Genomic DNA, 17,226 nt, shown 5'->3' on the forward strand with positions numbered 1-17,226 from the left:
CGGGCGACCATTCGCCCGGCACGCATTTTCCCGGTCAGGGCGCGATGCGCTCGACGACGCTTGGCCTGTCGATGACATCGGCTGCGGAGCCGATGGTGTAGGCTTTGCGCACCGCGACGGCTGCTTCTTCGGCCTCTGCCTCGGTTCTGGCATGGACAATCGCCAAGGGCGCATCCGCGTCCACCGTGTTGCCGACACCGGCAAGGCTGGTCAGGCCGACGGACGGATCGATCACGTCTGCCGCCGCCCGGCGTCCACCGCCAAGCGCGACGACCGCAACGCCCACTGCCCGGGCATCCACACCCGTAACGACGCCGTCATGTTCGGCATAGACCGGCGCTTCCACCGGCGCCTTGGCGAGATAAAGTTCCGCCTTTTCCATGAAGTCGGCAGGTCCGCCAAGCGCATGAACCATCTGGGCGAACTTCTCAGCCGCCTTACCGCTCTGAAACGCTTCACGCATCATGCCGGCACCGGCCTCTGCATCAGCGGCAATGCCACCCGAGGCAAGCAGTTCGCCGCCTTGTGCCACGGTGACATCCCAAAGGCGGTTGTCGATTGCCGTGCCTTTCAGGAAGTCGACGGCGTTCTGCATTTCAACCGCGTTACCGGCGGCAGACGCCAGCGGCTCGTTCATGTCGGTCAGGAGAGCCGTCGTTTTCAAACCCGCCCCGTTCGCGACCAGCACCAGGCTTTCGGCAAGCGCACGAGCATCTTCAAGTGTTGCCATGAAAGCGCCCGTGCCCCACTTCACGTCCAGCACCAGTCCCTGCAGACCGGCTGCCAGCTTCTTGGACAGGATCGACGCGGTGATCAGGTCGATGCTCTCCACCGTGCCGGTCACATCGCGGATGGCATAAAAGCGCTTGTCGGCCGGAGCAAGGTTGCCGGTCTGGCCGATGACGGCACACCCGATCTCCTTGACCACCTTCTTGAACAGCAGATTGTCCGGTTGCGTCTGATAGCCCGGGATGCTGTCGAACTTGTCGAGCGTGCCGCCCGTGTGACCCAGGCCACGACCGGAGATCATCGGTACTGCAGCGCCACAGGCGGCAAGCGCCGGCGCCAGCATCAAGGAGACGTTGTCGCCGACGCCGCCGGTGGAATGCTTGTCCAGGATCGGGGCGTCGATGCCCGACCAGTCCATGACATCGCCACTGTCGCGCATGGCGAGCGTCAGAGCCACACGTTCGTCGACGGTCAGCCCCTTGAAGAAGACAGCCATGGCGAGCGCAGCCACCTGGCCTTCCGTGACCGAGCCGTCTGCCAGGCCCTTGACGAAGAACTGGATCTCCGCCGCGTCCAGCGTTCCACCGTCGCGCTTCTTTCTGATGAGTTCTTGCGGCAGCATTTGTTGTCCTTCTTGAAGCCGTCTCAATAGCCGTGGTGGGAGTGGTCCACGATTTCCTGGCCCTCGATCGTCGAGATCAGGGCATCCAGAAGGCCACTGGCACCAAAGCGGAACGTGTGTGCCGATACCCAGTTCTGTCCCATGATCTTGTCGGCAAGCGCCAGGTAGGCAGCCGCGTCCTCGGCGGTGCGGATACCACCGGCCGGCTTGAATCCGATCACACGCTCGGCATTGTCGCGCCGGGCCTCCTCGATCGCGGTCAGCATGATTTCGGCTGCTTCCAGCGTTGCATTGACGGCAACCTTGCCGGTCGAAGTCTTGATGAAGTCCGCACCTGCCCCAATGGCAATGTTGGAGGCTGCGTGGATCAGCAACGGATCCTTGATTTCACCCGTTTCCAGGATGACCTTGAGCAGTGCCGGTTCCGGAATGGCAGCCTTCACGCGGATGATCTGCTCTTCCGCAAAGCCCTTGCGGCCAGCGCAGAAAGCCTTGTAGGGCATCACCAGATCGATCTCGTCGGCTCCATCGGCAAGTGCCTGCCTCGTCTCGGCCAGGACAGCTTCCGTATCTTCGCCACCTTCAGGGAAGTTGACGACGGTCGCCACCTTCACGCCCGTGCCGGTCAGTTCCTGCGCGGCCTGTGCCACGAACCGCGGCCAGACACAGACAGCCGCAACCGACCCGTGATCCGTCACGGTCCGTCCGGTCAGCTTGGAAATATCCGCCGCCGTGCAGTCGTCGTTGAGGTTGGTCAGGTCAACGAGCCCGAGGGCCCGTTTGGCGTGTTCGATCATGTCAGTCATTGGCCGATCTCCTTCACGAATGCCCGCACCAGCTGTTTCATGCGTTCCATACCCTGCAAGGCGACGGACTTGGTTTCGTCGTGAGACAGCGCGTGCGTCTGCATGCCTGCGCCGTAATTGGTGATAATCGACATGGCCGCGACGCGCATACCCAGGAACCTGGCCATGATGACTTCCGGCACGGTCGACATGCCAACCGCATCCGCACCCAGTGTCTTGGCCATGCGGATTTCGGCAGGCGTCTCGAAAGACGGGCCGGAGAACCACATGTAAACGCCCTCGGCAACCGGATCGCCGGTTTCCTCGGCAACCTTCTTCATCGCCGCACGCAAGTCCGCATCGTAGGCGGTGCTCATGTCGAGGAAGCGCTTTTCGTCCTCTTCACCGATCAGCGGGTTCATGCCCGACCAGTTGATGTGGTCGGAAATCAGCATGGGCGAGCCGGGAGCAACTTCCTGGCGCAGGGAACCGGCCGCATTGGTTGCCAGCAGGATCTCGCAGCCGAGCTCCTTCAGCGTTTCCACCGGCGTGCGCATGACCGTCGGATCACCGCCCTCGTAATAATGGGCCCGGCCCGACAGGATCACCACCGGCACCCCGGACAGCGTGCCGGCAACCAGCTCGCTGGAATGGGACGTAACGGTGGAGACCGGAAATTCGGTCAGGTGCGAATAGGGAATGCGAACAGCGTCCTCGACTTCCTCGGCGAGCGCGCCGAGGCCGGAGCCGAGGATCATGCCAATCTTGTACGAGCCCTCCCGGGCTGCGCGGACGATCTCCGCGCATTCACGGCCGAAACCACTCATTGTGGGTCAGTCCTTCTTATTTTGACGTGTATTCCAGTTCGAAGGCGGCAGGCAGCAGCTCATCCATCGTAAAGCTGCGCCGGATACCGTCGAGATCCGCGACATGGACGACCAGATCGTCCGTGCCGAATTCCTTCAGACGCTGGCGGCACATGCCGCAGGGCGTGCACAGGGCCGCATCGCCAATGACGACGGCTTCCGCAATTTCGCGGTAACCGGCGGCAATCATGGCGCTGATCGCCCCACCTTCTGCACAAACGCTCACCGGGTAGGAAGCGTTCTCCACATTGCAGCCGATGAAAACAGTGCCGTCCGGTGCACGCAAGGCCGCGCCGACCAGGAAGTTTGAATAGGGTGCATATGCGTTTTCACGAACCGCTTTTGCGGCCTCGAACAACGCGTCCAGATCGCTCATGAACGCTCCTTGAGGTACGGAATGCCAGCCGCCTTCGGCGGGATTGCCTTGCCGATGAAACCTGCAAGCAGGATCACGGTCAGAATATAGGGCAGTGCCTGGAAGAACTGCACCGGAATTTCGCCGATACCGGGTAATTTCTGACCCTGCATCCGGATGGCGACAGCATCGAGGAAGCCGAACAACAGGCAGGCCAACATGGCGTTGGCCGGTTTCCACTTGGCGAAAATCAGGGCCGCCAGCGCGATGAAGCCCTTGCCCGCCGTCATGTCCTTGATGAAGCCGGAGGACTGGGCGATGGAAAGATATGCTCCGGCAACACCGCACAGGGCACCGCAGGCGATGACCGCCCGGTAGCGCAGCCAGGTGACGGAGATGCCGGCCGTGTCAACGGCCGCCGGGTTTTCCCCGACCGCACGCAGGCGCAGCCCGAAACGGGTGCGGAACAGCACCCACCAGGTCAGCGGCACGGCCACGAAAGCCGCATAGACCAGGATGTTGTGACCTGACAGCAGTTCGCTGTAGATGCCACCAATGATCGGAACATCGCGCAGTTCTTCCGCGTAGGGCCAGACGATGTCCCTAAACCGTCCGCCTTCCGGCAGTGAGGGTGTACGACCACCCTGGCGGAACCATGTCTGCCCGAGCAGCGCGGTCAGGCCCGCTGCCAGGAAGTTGATGGCGACGCCGGAAACGATCTGGTTGCCGCGGTTGGTAATGGAGGCAAAGCCGTGGATCAGCGCCAGGCCGATCGAAACCGCCATGCCCGCCAGAAGGCCGATCCAGGCGTTTCCGGTCATGTAGGCGACCGCACCCGCCCCAAAGGCTGCGCCGAGCATCTTTCCTTCCAGGCCGATATCGACCACGCCGGAGCGTTCAGAGTAAAGCCCCGCCAGACAGGCCAGCAGAAGCGGTGTCGACAGGCGGACTGTGGAATCAAGTGTCAGGATCACGATCTCGAACATGATCACGCCTCCTTCGCGGCAAGAGCCCGGGAGGGCGTGAACAGCTTGATGATGGTCGGGCGGAACATGTGCTCAAGCGCACCGGCAAACAGGATCACAAGGCCCTGGATGACGATGATCATGTCTCGCGTGATGTTGGGCATTTCGAACGAAAGTTCCGCGCCGCCCTGATAGAGCATGCCGAACAGGATCGACGCCAGAACGATGCCGACCGGATGCGCCCGCCCCATGAGGGCAACCGCGATACCGACGAAGCCGTAGCCGGTCACGAAATCGATCAGCAGACGGTGCTGTGACCCCATGATTTCGTTGATTGCCATCATGCCTGCAAGACCACCGGATATGAGCATGGTGATGACGATGGTGCGCACCGGCGAGATGCCGGCATAGACCGCGGCTGTGGCGTTGGCACCGAAGGACCGGATCTCGAAACCTAGCTTTGTGCGCCAGATCAGGACCCAGACCAGAACACAAGCCGCCAGCGCCACGAAGAGCGACAGGTTGACCGGCGCATAGCCGAAGCCGAAGGACGGGAATATGTCGTTCAGGAACGGCAGACGGCCGCCGTCCTCGAAGGTTCGCGTTTCCGGCTGCATCGAGCCTGGCTTCTTCAACGCGTTGTTGAGCAGATAGACCATCAGCGACGAGGCGATGAAGTTGAACATGATGGTGGTGATCACCACGTGGCTGCCGCGGGTGGCCTGCAGCCAGGCCGGAATGAACGCCCAGGCGGCCCCCATCAGCGCCGAGCCGATGATGGCAAACGGCAAGGTGATGTACCACGGCACGATGTGGTCCAGCGCCAGACAGGCTATGGCGACCCCGAGACCACCGATATAGGCCTGGCCCTCACCGCCGATGTTGAACAACCCGGCATGAAAGGCAACGGCCACGGCCAGGCCGGTGAAGATGAAGTTGGTGGCATAGAACAGCGTGAAGCCGATGCCTTCGCCATAGCCAATGGAGCCCCAGACCAGGAGCTGCACCGCGTCCAGCGGGTTTTCCCCGATCAGGACAACGACGAGGCCGGACACCAGGAAGGCGGCGGCCAGGTTCAGGAACGGGATCAGGCCGTAATCGACCCAGCGCGGGAGCTGACCGGCACTCATCGGGCGCCTCCTTCAACAGCCATCTTGTTGTTATCTTCCACACCGGCCATCAGCAGGCCAAGTTCGCCTTCTTCCGCATCGCCGCCGCGTTCACCGACGATCTTGCCGTCGAACATCACCAGCACCCGGTCGGACAACGCCCGGATTTCGTCGAGTTCCACCGACACCAGCAAAATGCCCTTGCCGGCATCGCGCATTTCCACGATCCGGCGGTGGATGAACTCGATGGCGCCGATATCGACGCCGCGCGTCGGCTGACCGACCAGAAGCACTTCCGGATCGCGCTCGATCTCGCGCGCCAGCACGATCTTCTGCTGGTTGCCGCCCGAGAAATTGGCGGTCTTCAGCATCGGGTTCGGCGGGCGGATGTCGTATTTCTCGATTTCGGCCACGGCGTTTTTCTTGATGGCGGCAAGATCCATCAGAAGGCCCCGGGAGTAGGCCGGGTCGCGGTGGTAGCCGAGGATGGAATTCTCGTATTCGGAGAAGGAATTGATCAGGCCCATCCGGTGCCGGTCTTCCGGCACGTGGCCCATGTTCTTGGCGCGCATGTCGGCAGCGTCAAGCGTGCTCGTTCCCAGATCGATCGTCTCGCCGTTGATCTTCAGCGTACCTCTGGTGGCACGGCGAATGCCTGCAAGCGTTTCCAGCAGTTCCGACTGGCCGTTGCCGGAGACACCGGCGATGCCGACAATCTCTCCCGCACGCACATTGAAGGAAACGTCCTTGACCACCTGCACGCCGCGGCTGTCGGTAACCGTGAGGTTCTCGACCTCCATCACCGGAGCCTTGGGTTGCGCCGGTTTCTTGTCGACACGCAGCAGCACACTGCGACCGACCATAAGCTCGGCGAGTTCTTCCATCGAGGTGTTCGCGGTTTCTCGCGTCGCCACCATCTCGCCGCGGCGCATCACGGAAACAGTATCGGTCGCGGCCATGATCTCGCGCAGCTTGTGCGTGATCAGGAGAACCGTCTTGCCTTCGTTCTTCAGAACTTCGAGGATCTTGAACAGGTGATCGGCTTCGGCCGGCGTCAGAACACCGGTCGGCTCGTCAAGGATCAGAACCTCCGCGCTGCGGTAGAGCGCCTTCAGGATCTCCACCCGCTGCTGCAGACCGACCGGCAGATCCTGGATCAGGGCGTCCGGATCGACCCGCAGTTCGTATTCTTCTTCCAGCCGCTTGAGTTCTGTCTTGGCGCGATTGATGCCGCCGGAAAGGAGCGCGCTGTCCTCGGCCCCCAGAACCACGTTTTCCAGGACCGAGAAATTGTCGACCAGCATGAAATGCTGATGCACCATGCCGATGCCCATGCCGATGGCGGTTTTCGAGTCCGAAATCGTGACCTTCTTGCCGTCCACCAGGATGTCGCCGTCATCGGCCTGGTAGAAACCGTAGAGAATGGACATGAGCGTCGACTTTCCCGCCCCGTTCTCTCCGATGATACCGTGGATGGATCCCTTCTTCACCACAAGGTCAATGTCCTTGTTGGCGTGAACCGGGCCAAAGCGCTTGTTGATCTTGCGCAGTTCGATTGCCGGCGTATCGCTCATGCGTTCCCCCAGGCCTGACTGTTTTTCTTTGTCATTGTTATTGCCCCTCGCCGCTGTCTCGCGGTGTCCCGATCAGAAAGGACATGCTCCGTCGGTGACGACGTCATGAACCTTGACGGTGCCGTCGGAGATGGCCGCAACGGCGGCATCCGCCGCCGCTTTCATGTCCGGCGTGATCAGGTCCTTGTTGTTTTCGTCCAGCACCCAGTCCATGCCGCCATCCGCGACGCCCAGCACCTTGATGCCGGGTTCGAAGGTGCCGTCCTTCGCCGCCTGAAAGCTGTCGTAGACGGCGTTGTCCACGCGCTTGCGGATGGACGTCAGGACCTTGCCCGGATGCAGGCCGTTCTGGTTGCTGTCGGTGCCCATGCCGAGAACGCCCTTGTCGGCAGCTGCCTGCAGCACACCAATGCCGGTTCCGCCCGCTGCCTGAATGATCACATCGGCGCCCTGATTGATCTGGCCGATGGCAAGTTCGCCGCCGCGAACAGGATCCGCGAAAGCGGCCGGCGTATCGCCCGTCATGTTGGACAGAACCCTGATATCCGCCCTTGCGGCCTGGCCACCCTGCTTGTAGCCGCACAGAAACCGCTGGATGATCGGGATATCCATGCCGCCGACAAAACCGATGGTGCCGCTCTTGGAGGCCATGCCGGCCAGCAGACCGCCGATATAGGCACCCTCATGTTCCTTGAACACATAGGAGCGCACGTTCGGCTGATCGACCACCATGTCGACGATGGCAAAATCCGTCTTTGGAAAATTGGGAGCCACCTGGCCAAGCGCGTTGGCCTGGTTGAAACCGATTGCGACAACGGGGGACGCGCCCCGGCTGGCAAAGTTCCGCAGTGCCTGCAGGCTTTGCGCATCACGCTCCAACTCGAATTCCCTGACGTCGCCGCCCTGGTCCTGAAACCGTTTCACGCCGGCAAAGGCGCTTTCGTTGAAAGACCCGTCGAACTTGCCGCCGACGGAATAAACGATGGCCGGTTCGGCCAGAGTTGCGGTTGTTGTCATGAAGACAGCGCAGGCCGCAGCAATGACGCCTGATGTGAGACGGAGCATCCTGTCCTCCGAAAAAACGGGTTGGGCACGCTAGAAATACAGGTGGACCTCCGCACGGTATCGCGCGGAGGTCCAAAACGACTGCCTTACATCGGGCAGGACTGATCGGCCATGTAGTCGTGAACTTCGATCTCGCCGGAGATGATCTTCTGGGTCGCTTCTTCGACCTTTGCTTTCATCTCGTCGTTGACGAGTTCGGCGTTGTTGTCGTCCAGCGCCCAGTCGACGCCACCTTCCTTGAGGCCGAGGACTTCGAAGCCGGAAGACCAGCTGTCGTTGGCCGCATCTTCGAATGCCTGGTAGACGGCAATGTCGACGCGCTTCAGCATGGAGGTCAGGACAGAACCCGGATGCAGGTTGTTCTGGTTGCTGTCGACGCCGATGCCGAGCTTGCCTGCATCAGCAGCGGCCTGCAGAACACCGATGCCGGTGCCGCCGGCAGCGTGATAGACAACGTCAGCGCCACGGTCGAACTGGGACTTGGCGAGTTCGCCGCCCTTGACCGGATCGTTCCAGGCCGCACCGGTGGTGCCGGTCATGTTCTCGAAGACTTCCGCCTTCGGGTTTGCAGCCATTACGCCCTGCTTGTAACCACAGGAGAACTTGCGGATAAGCGGAATGTCCATGCCGCCGACAAAGCCGACCTTGCCGGTTTCGGACGCCATCGCAGCCAGCATGCCGACGATGTAGGAGCCTTCCTGCTCCTTGAACAGGATGGAGCGCACGTTCGGCAGGTCGACGACCATGTCAACGATCGCGAACTGCGTGTCCGGGAATTCCTTGGCAACCTTTTCCACGGCGTTGGCCTGGGAGAAGCCGATAGCGACGATCGGGTTCATGCCGCGCTTGGCAAAGTTGCGCAGAGCCTGCTCGCGCTGGCTGTCGTTCTGGATTTCGAAATCGCGATATTCGACGCCGGTGTCTTCCTTGAACTTTTCAGCACCGTTGTATGCGCCTTCGTTGAACGACTTGTCGAAACGGCCGCCCAGATCGTAAAGCACTGCCGGCTTGATATCGGCTGCCAATGCGCCCACGGCGGTAAAGGCCAGGCCGGCAAGCGCGGTGCCGATGGTAAGAAGCTTTTTCACTTATATGTCCTCCGACATGCGGGGGCCTGCCTTTTGGCCGGCCCGTTTCCCCTCGTGACCCAGCCGCATCATGCGGACTGTGCCAGCTGCAATCCGGCCCGTGCCGTCAGAGCCCTCGCAAGGGTCTCGTCTGCCACAAGGTCGGTAATGACACCGGTACGCAGGGCCGCGAGCGTGGCATCCACCTTGCTCTCCCCACCTACCAGCGCAATCACGCGGCGCCCGCGCACTTCGTCGAAATGCAGACCCACGGCACAATCGCCGAGCGGATCCGGGGCCAATTTTCCCTCGATCGTCAGAAAGCGCCCCATCAAATCACAGACGGCGCCGCCCGACAGCAAATCTTCCTGTTCTTTTTTGGAAATCATGCCGCGCTGGACAAGATGGCCCTCGTTCTCGACCGAACCGATGCCGATGAGAAAGGCATCCGACTGGCGCGCGCGATCCATCAGGTCCTGCACGCTGCGCTGGGTCAGGAACATCGCCTTTTCGTCCTGGTTTTCGGCAAAATAGGGAACCGGCAGATAATAGCCGATGCCGCCTGTGCGTTCCTGCATCTTCTGGACGATGTCATAGGGGTTGGCAGCAAGCGTGCGCGTCAGCGATCCGCAGATCGACATGATTTCGAGATCGGTTCTTGCCACTTTCGGCAACGCTTCGACGGCCGCGGTCAGCGTGCGGCCCATGCCAACGCCCAGACGCGTGACGTTGGACCCACCAAGCATCCCGGACAGGAACTGTGCCGCGGACACGGCGACGGCCCTGAGGGCGCTGTCGTCGTCGCCGCCACCAAGATCGGGAGCAATGATGCAGTTCGTCAGGCCGAAATGCTCCGTCAGCTCCTTTTCAAGCTGGAGGCATTCCATCGGGCGACCATCGACCTGGAATTTGACGAAACCGGCTTTCTGCGCATGAGCGATCAGGCGATGCACCTTGGCAGGCGAAACGCCGAGCTGCGAGGCGATTTCACCCTGCGTACGGCCTCCAACAAAGGACAGCCAGGCCGCCCGGATGGCCATATATGATGTCCAGTCGTCGTCGCGTGTCTGCATTCCGCGTCGAAACCTTCCCCTCCAGAGCCCTTGCGCACGCCTTCCGGCGGACAGGATACTCAACCACTCTCAAAACGCCCGGCTTGATGGAATTGCATCCCGCAAGATGAAACACCCGCCTGTCCAGCCATGCGAAGCGGTTGACCGCAACGGTCCGGCTATGCCCTGCTCTCTTCGGAGCTTTTGTTTTCCGGGGCCGCGAAGGCCGACCGAAAAATTCTTCACCAAGTGAGAATTTCTTCAGATCATGACCAGCCTTGCCTTTGCCGTCAACTAAAAAAACTGCCAATTTTCTGGCTGATTGCTGCATTTCTGGGCAGCAATGAGGGCCGAGTACCACTTCTGAACGGCGGCAAATTCTGCCCAAAGCCGCAGATTTTCAGAAACAACCCGGCAAAATTTGCCTAGCTGCACGGCAATAATTGCCGGTGGATTTGTCCCCCACTTTGAAAACCTGCGTCTTTCCGACCGAAAAACAGCTAATCGGAACGCGCATGTCAGGCGCTTCAGAAGTTGCTGAAACGTCGGCTGTTTTGGGTCTCAACAGGTTCTCTCGCCCGAGTTTCTCACAGTTTCGCGCAAAAATGTGACCGACAAGGCGGATTGAAAAAACTCAAGAAATCACCACCTTACCTAAACGTAAAGCTCAACGCGTATCCACGGATGAAAAATTTGCCTAGCAAATCCGGAAGATATCCCGCGCCTGTGGATAGAACATGCACTCCGTGCACATTACTTTTGCCAGCCAAGGAATATTACGCTACGTTTGGCATGTAGCTTGCTAAGTAAATTTCCAAGCTCATCCAAGGCATTCAGCCAATGCCTTGTTAGGAATCACGAGAAACGGAAAGATAAGGAATTCAACGACAAAATAAACAGGGGAGACGTGGCCACCCAGCCGCAAGGCTGAAGTAAGGAGAAAAACCATGCGTCTCGACATAACCAAAACAGACTGTGCACTGACGGTTACAAGTTTACTGTCACTTATTTGTGCGGCACTTCTTTTCGCCGCCCCAGCCGCAGCCCGAGACTACCGTCCGGCTCTGATGGCTTCTTCACAATACAGCTATGATCCGGCCAACGAAGTGGACGTCGAACTTGTCCTGGCCGTCGACATCTCCCAATCCATGGATACAGAAGAACAGGAAGTGCAGCGCGCCGGGTATGTCGCCGCTCTCACCTCCAGGGAATTTCTTGACGCCATTCAGGTCGGTCCGATCGGCCGCGTTGCCGTGACCTACATGGAATGGGGCGGGGTCGATGAGCATTTCATCGTCGCCGACTGGACGGTGATCCAGGATGCAAGCTCGGCAGCACACTTCGCTTCCAAGATTGCCGAGGCCCCGCTTCGGCAGGTCCAGCGCACCTCCATCGCCTCGGCGCTCGAAAAGTCGGTCTTTCTGGTTCAGAACAACCAGTATGAAGGCCTGCGCCGCGTAATCGACATTTCCGGTGACGGCCCGAACAACCAGGGCGGCTCCGTAACTGCCATGCGTGATCGCATGGTTGCCTCTGGCGTGACCATCAACGGCTTGCCTCTGATGATGAAGTCGAACAAGAACACCTGGCAGGCGATGCTCAACCTCGACCACTATTACGAGGATTGTGTGATCGGCGGCCCGGGCTCCTTCGCCATCCCCGTTCGCAGTCAGGAAGGCTTTGCAGACGCGATCCGGATGAAGCTGGTGATGGAGATCGCCGGGCTGCATCTGCCGGAACCCGATCCCTACTTCCAGCGCGTTGCCGGCCGCGAACCGATCCGCTGCAATCTGTTCGACTGATCGCCACGTCTCCATTCTCCTTATTGCCTGCCGCGTTCCGGGCCGGGACGCGGCATTTTCTTTTGCTCCCTGCCAATGATCTGCCCACGGCGAACAGGTTCTGCGCCCGCCCGTTCATCTTCCTTTGCCTAAAGCGCTTTGAACGGCTAAACACTTCCCCGCCGCTGTCGCTTCCTGCCAGGGTGCCTTTTCGTCCGGTTTCCTCCGGGGACGAACTGGTCTCCCGGGACTTTGGTTTCGATCAGCTTTCGGCTATTCAATCGATCCGGATTGCATAGACCCCAGAGGACCGCTGATGCCTGCCACGCCCACTCTTGCGCTTGTCGCGCATGACGCCAAAAAAGACGCCATGGTCGAGTTCGCCAGACGGCACCAGGACAAACTCGCGGTTTTCGAACTTGTCAGCACAGGCACCACGGGCGGCCGCATTCTGGAAGCCTGTCCGGATCTCAAGGTCACAAGGCTGAAAAGCGGCCCGCTTGGCGGCGACCAGCAGATCGGCGCGATGATTGCCGAAGGCAAGCTCCAGGGCCTGTTCTTCTTCGTCGATCCGCTGTCGCCCATGCCGCATGATGTTGATGTGAAAGCCCTGATGCGCCTTGCAGTGGTCTATGACATGCCGATGGCGCTCAATCCGTCGACCGCGGATATCCTGCTGCGCTCCGCCCGCCTGCAGGGCCTCAAGACCACATCCGCGACACCTGAAGTTGGCTCCTTGTCCTCATGAGTTTTTCCAAGAACACCAAATCCTTTGCCTATCCGGTTCTGGTTGCCGATATCGGCGGCACCAACGCCCGTTTCGCTCTGGTTGACGACGCTGAGGCGCCCACCCGCATGTGCGGCAAGACGGCGACCGCGGATCATCCCGACATTTCTTCCGCGATCCGCGAAGTGGTGCTGCCGGAAACCGATCCGAAACCACGCACGGCAATCATCGCGGTTGCCGGTCCCGTCACCGGTGACAGGATCCCCCTCACCAACGCGGCCTGGGTGATCGAGCCGCTGAAAATGATCGCCGACCTCGGTCTGGACGAAGTTATCGTGCTCAACGATTTCGAAGCGCAGGCCCTGGCCTTGCCAGGATATAGCGGCAGCGATATCGAACAGGTCGGCTCCGGCACGATCCGCGAAGAGAGCGCCAAGTTCGTCCTCGGTCCGGGCACGGGCCTCGGCGCCGCCGCGATGATCTATGCCGCCCAGACCTGGGTTCCCGTTCCGGGCGAAGGTGGCCATGTGGAACTCGGGCCGGTAACCCCGGAAGACGTTGCCATCTGGCCGCATATCGAACTCGTCGGTGGACGGCTTGGCGCCGAACAGATCCTTAGCGGCACCGGCCTTCCCCGCCTTGCCCGCGGTGTTGCCGCCTATATGGGCGCGGACCGCGACTTCACAACGGCGGCAAGCATCACAACGGCCGCAGAGGAAAACGATCCGGTAGCGGTGAAGACGCTGGAGGTCTTTGCCAGGGCCCTTGGCCGTGTGGCTGGTGATTTTGCCCTCGCGGTTCTGGCACGGGGCGGCGTCTATCTGACTGGCGGTGTCACGTCGCGGATCACACGCTTCCTCACGGACGGCGGCTTCCGCGCCGCCTTTGAGGCCAAGGCGCCCCACGAGGCCCTGATGGCCAAGATACCGACCTTCATCGTCCGGCATCCCGATCCGGCCCTGGAAGGCCTTGCCTCCTTCGCACGCGCGCCGGAAGCCTTTGCCGTCGACATGCAAGGACGGCAATGGACCGCAGGCGCCGCATCGGGCGCGAGCTGACCCGGGCCCGTCATGTCCTCTGCCCCAGCCTTCGCGGCACCACTGCCGATCGACGGTATCCTGCCGGAGCTTCTGGCAACGCTTGATACAGGGCTGAACGCGGTTCTTGTTGCCGAACCGGGCGCGGGCAAGACGACCCGCGTGCCGCTGGCTCTTTTGAACGCGACCTGGCGCGGCGACGGCAAGATCCTGGTGCTGGAACCGAGGCGTCTAGCTGCCCGTGCCGCTGCACGCCGGATGGCAGCCGAACTTGGCGAAAAGCCAGGCGAGACCGTTGGCTACCGAGTGCGCATGGAGACGAAGGTCAGCGCCCGTACACGGATCGAGGTCATCACCGAGGGCGTTTTCACACGGCTCATTCTGGACGATCCGGAGCTGACGGACGTTGCCGCCATTCTCTTCGACGAATTTCACGAACGCTCTCTGGATGGCGATCTCGGGTTGGCGCTGGCGCTGGATGTGCAGTCGGCTCTGCGCGACGACCTGCGACTGCTGCCCATGTCCGCAACGCTCGATGCTGCCGGGATATCACGCCTGCTTGGCAATGCACCGGTGATCGAAAGCACGGGCCGGAGCTTCCCGGTCGAGACACGTTATCTGGGACGGACCCCGAACGAGCGCATCGAACCACAGATTGTGCGGGCGATCCGGCAGGCACTCGCGGAAGAAACCGGGTCTGTTCTCGTCTTTCTGCCCGGTCAGGGCGAAATCCGCCGCACCGCCGGGATGCTGGACGGCAAACTGACCGCCAACTGCCAGGTGGCTCCGCTTTACGGCGGGCTGGATGCCAAGGCGCAGGATGCGGCCATTCGGCCGGCCGATGCCGGCATCCGCAAGATCGTGCTGGCCAGTGCCATCGCCCAGACTTCGCTGACCATCGAAGGCGTGCGCGTCGTCATCGACAGTGGTCAGGCGCGCGTGCCGAAGTATGAGCCGCAGACCGGGCTGACCCGGCTGGAAACCGTCCGTGTCTCACGCGCTTCAGCCGACCAGCGCCGCGGCCGCGCCGGGCGTACCGAGCCCGGTGTCTGCTACCGGCTCTGGGATGAAGCGCAGACAACGGCCCTGCCACAGGCCGAGGCGCCTGAAATCCTGGAAGCGGATCTCACCGGCCTGGTGCTGGACCTGGCGGCCTGGGGGACGCTCGATCCGGCAGCCCTCGCTTTTGCCGACCAGCCCCCACATGCAGCCTGGAGCGAAGCAAAGGTTCTGCTACAGGATCTGCACGCGCTGGATGACCACGGACGCCTGACCAGCGACGGCAAGGCCCTTGCCAAGCTCCCGCTGCATCCGCGCCTCGCACATATGGTGATCGAAGGCGTTGCCCGAGATCTCGGCTTTACCGCCGCGATGATCGCGCTGGTGCTGTCCGAACCGGGTCTTGGCGGCCGAGATCCGGACCTGCGGACGCGTTTGCAATCCCTGCGTCACGACAAGAGCCAGCGTGTCAAGGACGGCCGCCAGCTGGCCGAACGCTGGCTGAAACAGGCGGGCGGGTCGGGCAGGGAAATCGACCCGGAGAGCGCCGGACTTCTGCTCGCCCTTGCCTATCCCGACCGGGTTGCCCAGCAACGCGGACAGACCGGCCGCTTCCGTCTTGCGAACGGCAGGGGCGCTGAACTGGAGGCGGACCACGCCCTTTCCCGGGAAGCCTTCCTTACTGTTGCCGATATTCAGGGCAAGGCGGCAAGCGGGCGTATCCAGCTCTGCGCGCCAGTTTCCAAATCCGATATCGAAGACCTGTTTGCTGCCGACATCGTCGAGCAAGATGAAGTCCAACTGACCGGTGACGGCACGCTGAAGGCGCGGCGTGTCACCCGCTACAAGGCGGTCGAACTGAAGTCCGTCCAGATCCAGTCCGCCGATCCGGAAGCTGTCGAACGGGCCCTGATTGCCGAAATCCGCCGGCGCGGCGTCTCCCGCCTGCCCTGGAGCAAGGAACAGGAACGGCTGAAGAAACGTGTCGCCTATGCCCGGGAGAACGGGGCGCAGGATCTGCCGGACCTTTCCGATGGCACCTTGACGGAAACCCTGGAAACCTGGCTGCAGCCCTATCTTGCCGGCTGCACGAGCCTGGGGGCAATCGACACCGCGCTTCTCGGCAATGCGCTTGCAGTGCTCCTGCCCTATGATGCGGCTGCGCGGCTGGACAGCCTTGCCCCCTCGCACTTCACCGCCCCGACAGGCAGCAAGGTGCCCATCGACTATGGTGCGGCCGCAGGTCCGACGCTGTCCATTCGCGTGCAGGAACTCTTCGGCCTCAAGGAGCACCCAAGCGTCTGCGACGGCAGATTGCCGCTGATCCTGGAACTTCTCTCCCCGGCACAACGGCCGATCCAGATCACGAAGGATCTCCCCAGCTTCTGGCAGGGTTCCTGGGCGGATGTGAAAGCCGACATGAAAGGCCGCTACCCAAGGCACCCGTGGCCGGACGACCCGATCGAAGCGGAGGCGACGAGAAGGGCAAAACCGCGAGGGAGCTGATTCTCCCGTAAATCACATTCGAATTCAGATAAGCTCTTGACTTGAGCCTGCCATATGCGTTTCCAAGAAGGGCTTAAACACGAAATTTAAAAGAAATCCGATGAAACTGATCTTTCTCTTTTTTGTTTTTATTTTTAGCCATGTCTGCGCCGCCAGTAGTTCTACTCCACTGAGCGACAAAGACGCCGAAAGAATCACTTCCGAAATGATGTTGCAACTTGAGCAACTTCATGAACGCTTGATGGAGATTCTCGAACTGCAAGATCCAACAGAGCGTCAACCAGAGTTGGAGAGGATCAGAGAAGAACTCGAAGAAATTCAAGTTCCGTATCAGACAGCACTGCAGAGTATCGAAACTCAACCACAGGAAAGCTCATCTTTTACGAGAAGGTCGCATCTGAAAGACCTCTGGAAGTGTCAGAAAGCCGTCGCGGTACTAGTTACTTTCTCGGACATTGTCGTCCAACCTGAAGTTCGTTTTCGTTCCCCTACCCGGGTTCAGAAAACCTACTTCGATTTCTTGAGCAAAAGTGAAGACTGTCGCTATCAGCTCGGCAAAGAACCATCTGCAGAGCTCGACACACCTGCGAAAGTATTTCAGGCTTATCTGCGAGTTATGGAGCGTACTCTTCGCGAGATGAAAGATCTGGACGACCCTGGCTTTCTAGCGGAAACAAGAGGGGATCAGTACGAATGGTTCAGGTTCAAGGAAAAGATTTATTGGCGTCTTTACTCGGAAAATAGTTGGGAGCTTTATAGGCTATACGCCATCACATCTGGGTTAAGCTTGCGTTCGGAAGAATACCGGAACGAGGTGCGCGCGTTTGGCGCGTGCCGAACAATGCAGGGATCATTTATGCAACTTGTTGATAAATATTCCTTTTTTTTGGCACGCGACATTCCCGGCCTCCTACACGACAGGTCATTGAACCGCTTGGTCACGAAGTTCGCGGAATGCGAAGCGGCATTGTCCGATAAGTAAAACGA

At 60.6% G+C, this 17,226-nt stretch carries 15 protein-coding genes; 5 read left to right on the plus strand and 10 right to left on the minus strand.

The window, feature by feature from the left end; translation table 11 throughout:
• Positions 1-34: 34 nt before the first annotated feature.
• From deoA to ACYQ6M_RS21005, 10 genes are all read right to left on the minus strand, one after another.
• Positions 35-1,351 carry a thymidine phosphorylase gene (gene deoA, locus ACYQ6M_RS20960; RefSeq protein WP_022999732.1) on the minus strand — a complete coding sequence of 439 codons (1,317 nt, stop codon included), beginning with the start codon at positions 1,349-1,351 and terminating at the stop codon, positions 35-37.
• A gap of 23 nt (positions 1,352-1,374) precedes the next feature.
• Positions 1,375-2,157 (minus strand): deoxyribose-phosphate aldolase, encoded by a 783-nt coding sequence (gene deoC / locus ACYQ6M_RS20965; RefSeq protein WP_139314173.1) that lies wholly within the window; start codon positions 2,155-2,157, stop codon positions 1,375-1,377.
• On the minus strand, positions 2,154-2,963 hold the full coding sequence (locus ACYQ6M_RS20970; protein ID WP_022999730.1) for a purine-nucleoside phosphorylase: 810 nt from the start codon (positions 2,961-2,963) through the stop codon (positions 2,154-2,156). Before ACYQ6M_RS20970 ends, deoC begins: the two co-directional genes overlap by 4 nt.
• 16 nt (positions 2,964-2,979) lie before the next feature.
• Positions 2,980-3,378, minus strand: coding sequence for a cytidine deaminase (gene cdd, locus ACYQ6M_RS20975; protein WP_460075357.1), 399 nt, complete (start codon positions 3,376-3,378; stop codon positions 2,980-2,982).
• Positions 3,375-4,343: an ABC transporter permease gene (locus ACYQ6M_RS20980; RefSeq protein ID WP_031268896.1), complete on the minus strand. Its 969-nt coding sequence runs from the start codon at positions 4,341-4,343 to the stop codon at positions 3,375-3,377. Before ACYQ6M_RS20980 ends, cdd begins: the two co-directional genes overlap by 4 nt.
• A 2-nt stretch (positions 4,344-4,345) precedes the next feature.
• Entirely contained in the window at positions 4,346-5,452 is a 1,107-nt protein-coding gene (locus tag ACYQ6M_RS20985; RefSeq protein ID WP_460075359.1) for an ABC transporter permease, read from the minus strand.
• Entirely contained in the window at positions 5,449-7,005 is a 1,557-nt protein-coding gene (locus ACYQ6M_RS20990) for an ABC transporter ATP-binding protein (RefSeq protein WP_055657442.1), read from the minus strand. Before ACYQ6M_RS20990 ends, ACYQ6M_RS20985 begins: the two co-directional genes overlap by 4 nt.
• Positions 7,006-7,077: 72 nt before the next feature.
• Positions 7,078-8,070, minus strand: a complete 993-nt coding sequence (locus ACYQ6M_RS20995; protein ID WP_022999725.1) for a BMP family lipoprotein — start codon at positions 8,068-8,070, stop codon at positions 7,078-7,080.
• Positions 8,071-8,156: 86 nt separating this feature from the next.
• A complete protein-coding gene (locus tag ACYQ6M_RS21000) occupies positions 8,157-9,158 on the minus strand; it encodes a BMP family lipoprotein (protein WP_022999724.1) in 1,002 nt (333 codons plus the stop codon).
• A 68-nt stretch (positions 9,159-9,226) separates the two neighbouring features.
• Positions 9,227-10,210 (minus strand): sugar-binding transcriptional regulator, encoded by a 984-nt coding sequence (locus ACYQ6M_RS21005; protein ID WP_022999723.1) that lies wholly within the window; start codon positions 10,208-10,210, stop codon positions 9,227-9,229.
• Between the two features lie 1,046 nt (positions 10,211-11,256).
• Here ACYQ6M_RS21005 and ACYQ6M_RS21010 point away from each other — a divergent pair.
• From ACYQ6M_RS21010 to ACYQ6M_RS21030, 5 genes are all read left to right on the plus strand, one after another.
• Entirely contained in the window at positions 11,257-11,991 is a 735-nt protein-coding gene (locus ACYQ6M_RS21010; protein ID WP_022999721.1) for a DUF1194 domain-containing protein, read from the plus strand.
• Between the two features lie 295 nt (positions 11,992-12,286).
• Positions 12,287-12,718: a methylglyoxal synthase gene (locus ACYQ6M_RS21015; RefSeq protein WP_022999719.1), complete on the plus strand. Its 432-nt coding sequence runs from the start codon at positions 12,287-12,289 to the stop codon at positions 12,716-12,718.
• A complete protein-coding gene (locus ACYQ6M_RS21020) occupies positions 12,715-13,755 on the plus strand; it encodes an ROK family protein (RefSeq protein ID WP_152504732.1) in 1,041 nt (346 codons plus the stop codon). Before ACYQ6M_RS21015 ends, ACYQ6M_RS21020 begins: the two co-directional genes overlap by 4 nt.
• 12 nt (positions 13,756-13,767) lie before the next feature.
• Positions 13,768-16,239: an ATP-dependent helicase HrpB gene (gene hrpB / locus ACYQ6M_RS21025; RefSeq protein ID WP_460075364.1), complete on the plus strand. Its 2,472-nt coding sequence runs from the start codon at positions 13,768-13,770 to the stop codon at positions 16,237-16,239.
• 100 nt (positions 16,240-16,339) lie between these two features.
• The gene (locus ACYQ6M_RS21030; protein WP_148585495.1) at positions 16,340-17,221 is read left to right on the plus strand and encodes a hypothetical protein; all 882 of its coding nucleotides are present in this window, start codon (positions 16,340-16,342) and stop codon (positions 17,219-17,221) included.
• Positions 17,222-17,226: the final 5 nt, after the last annotated feature.

This window comes from Roseibium sp. ROS1 (assembly GCF_054658215.1).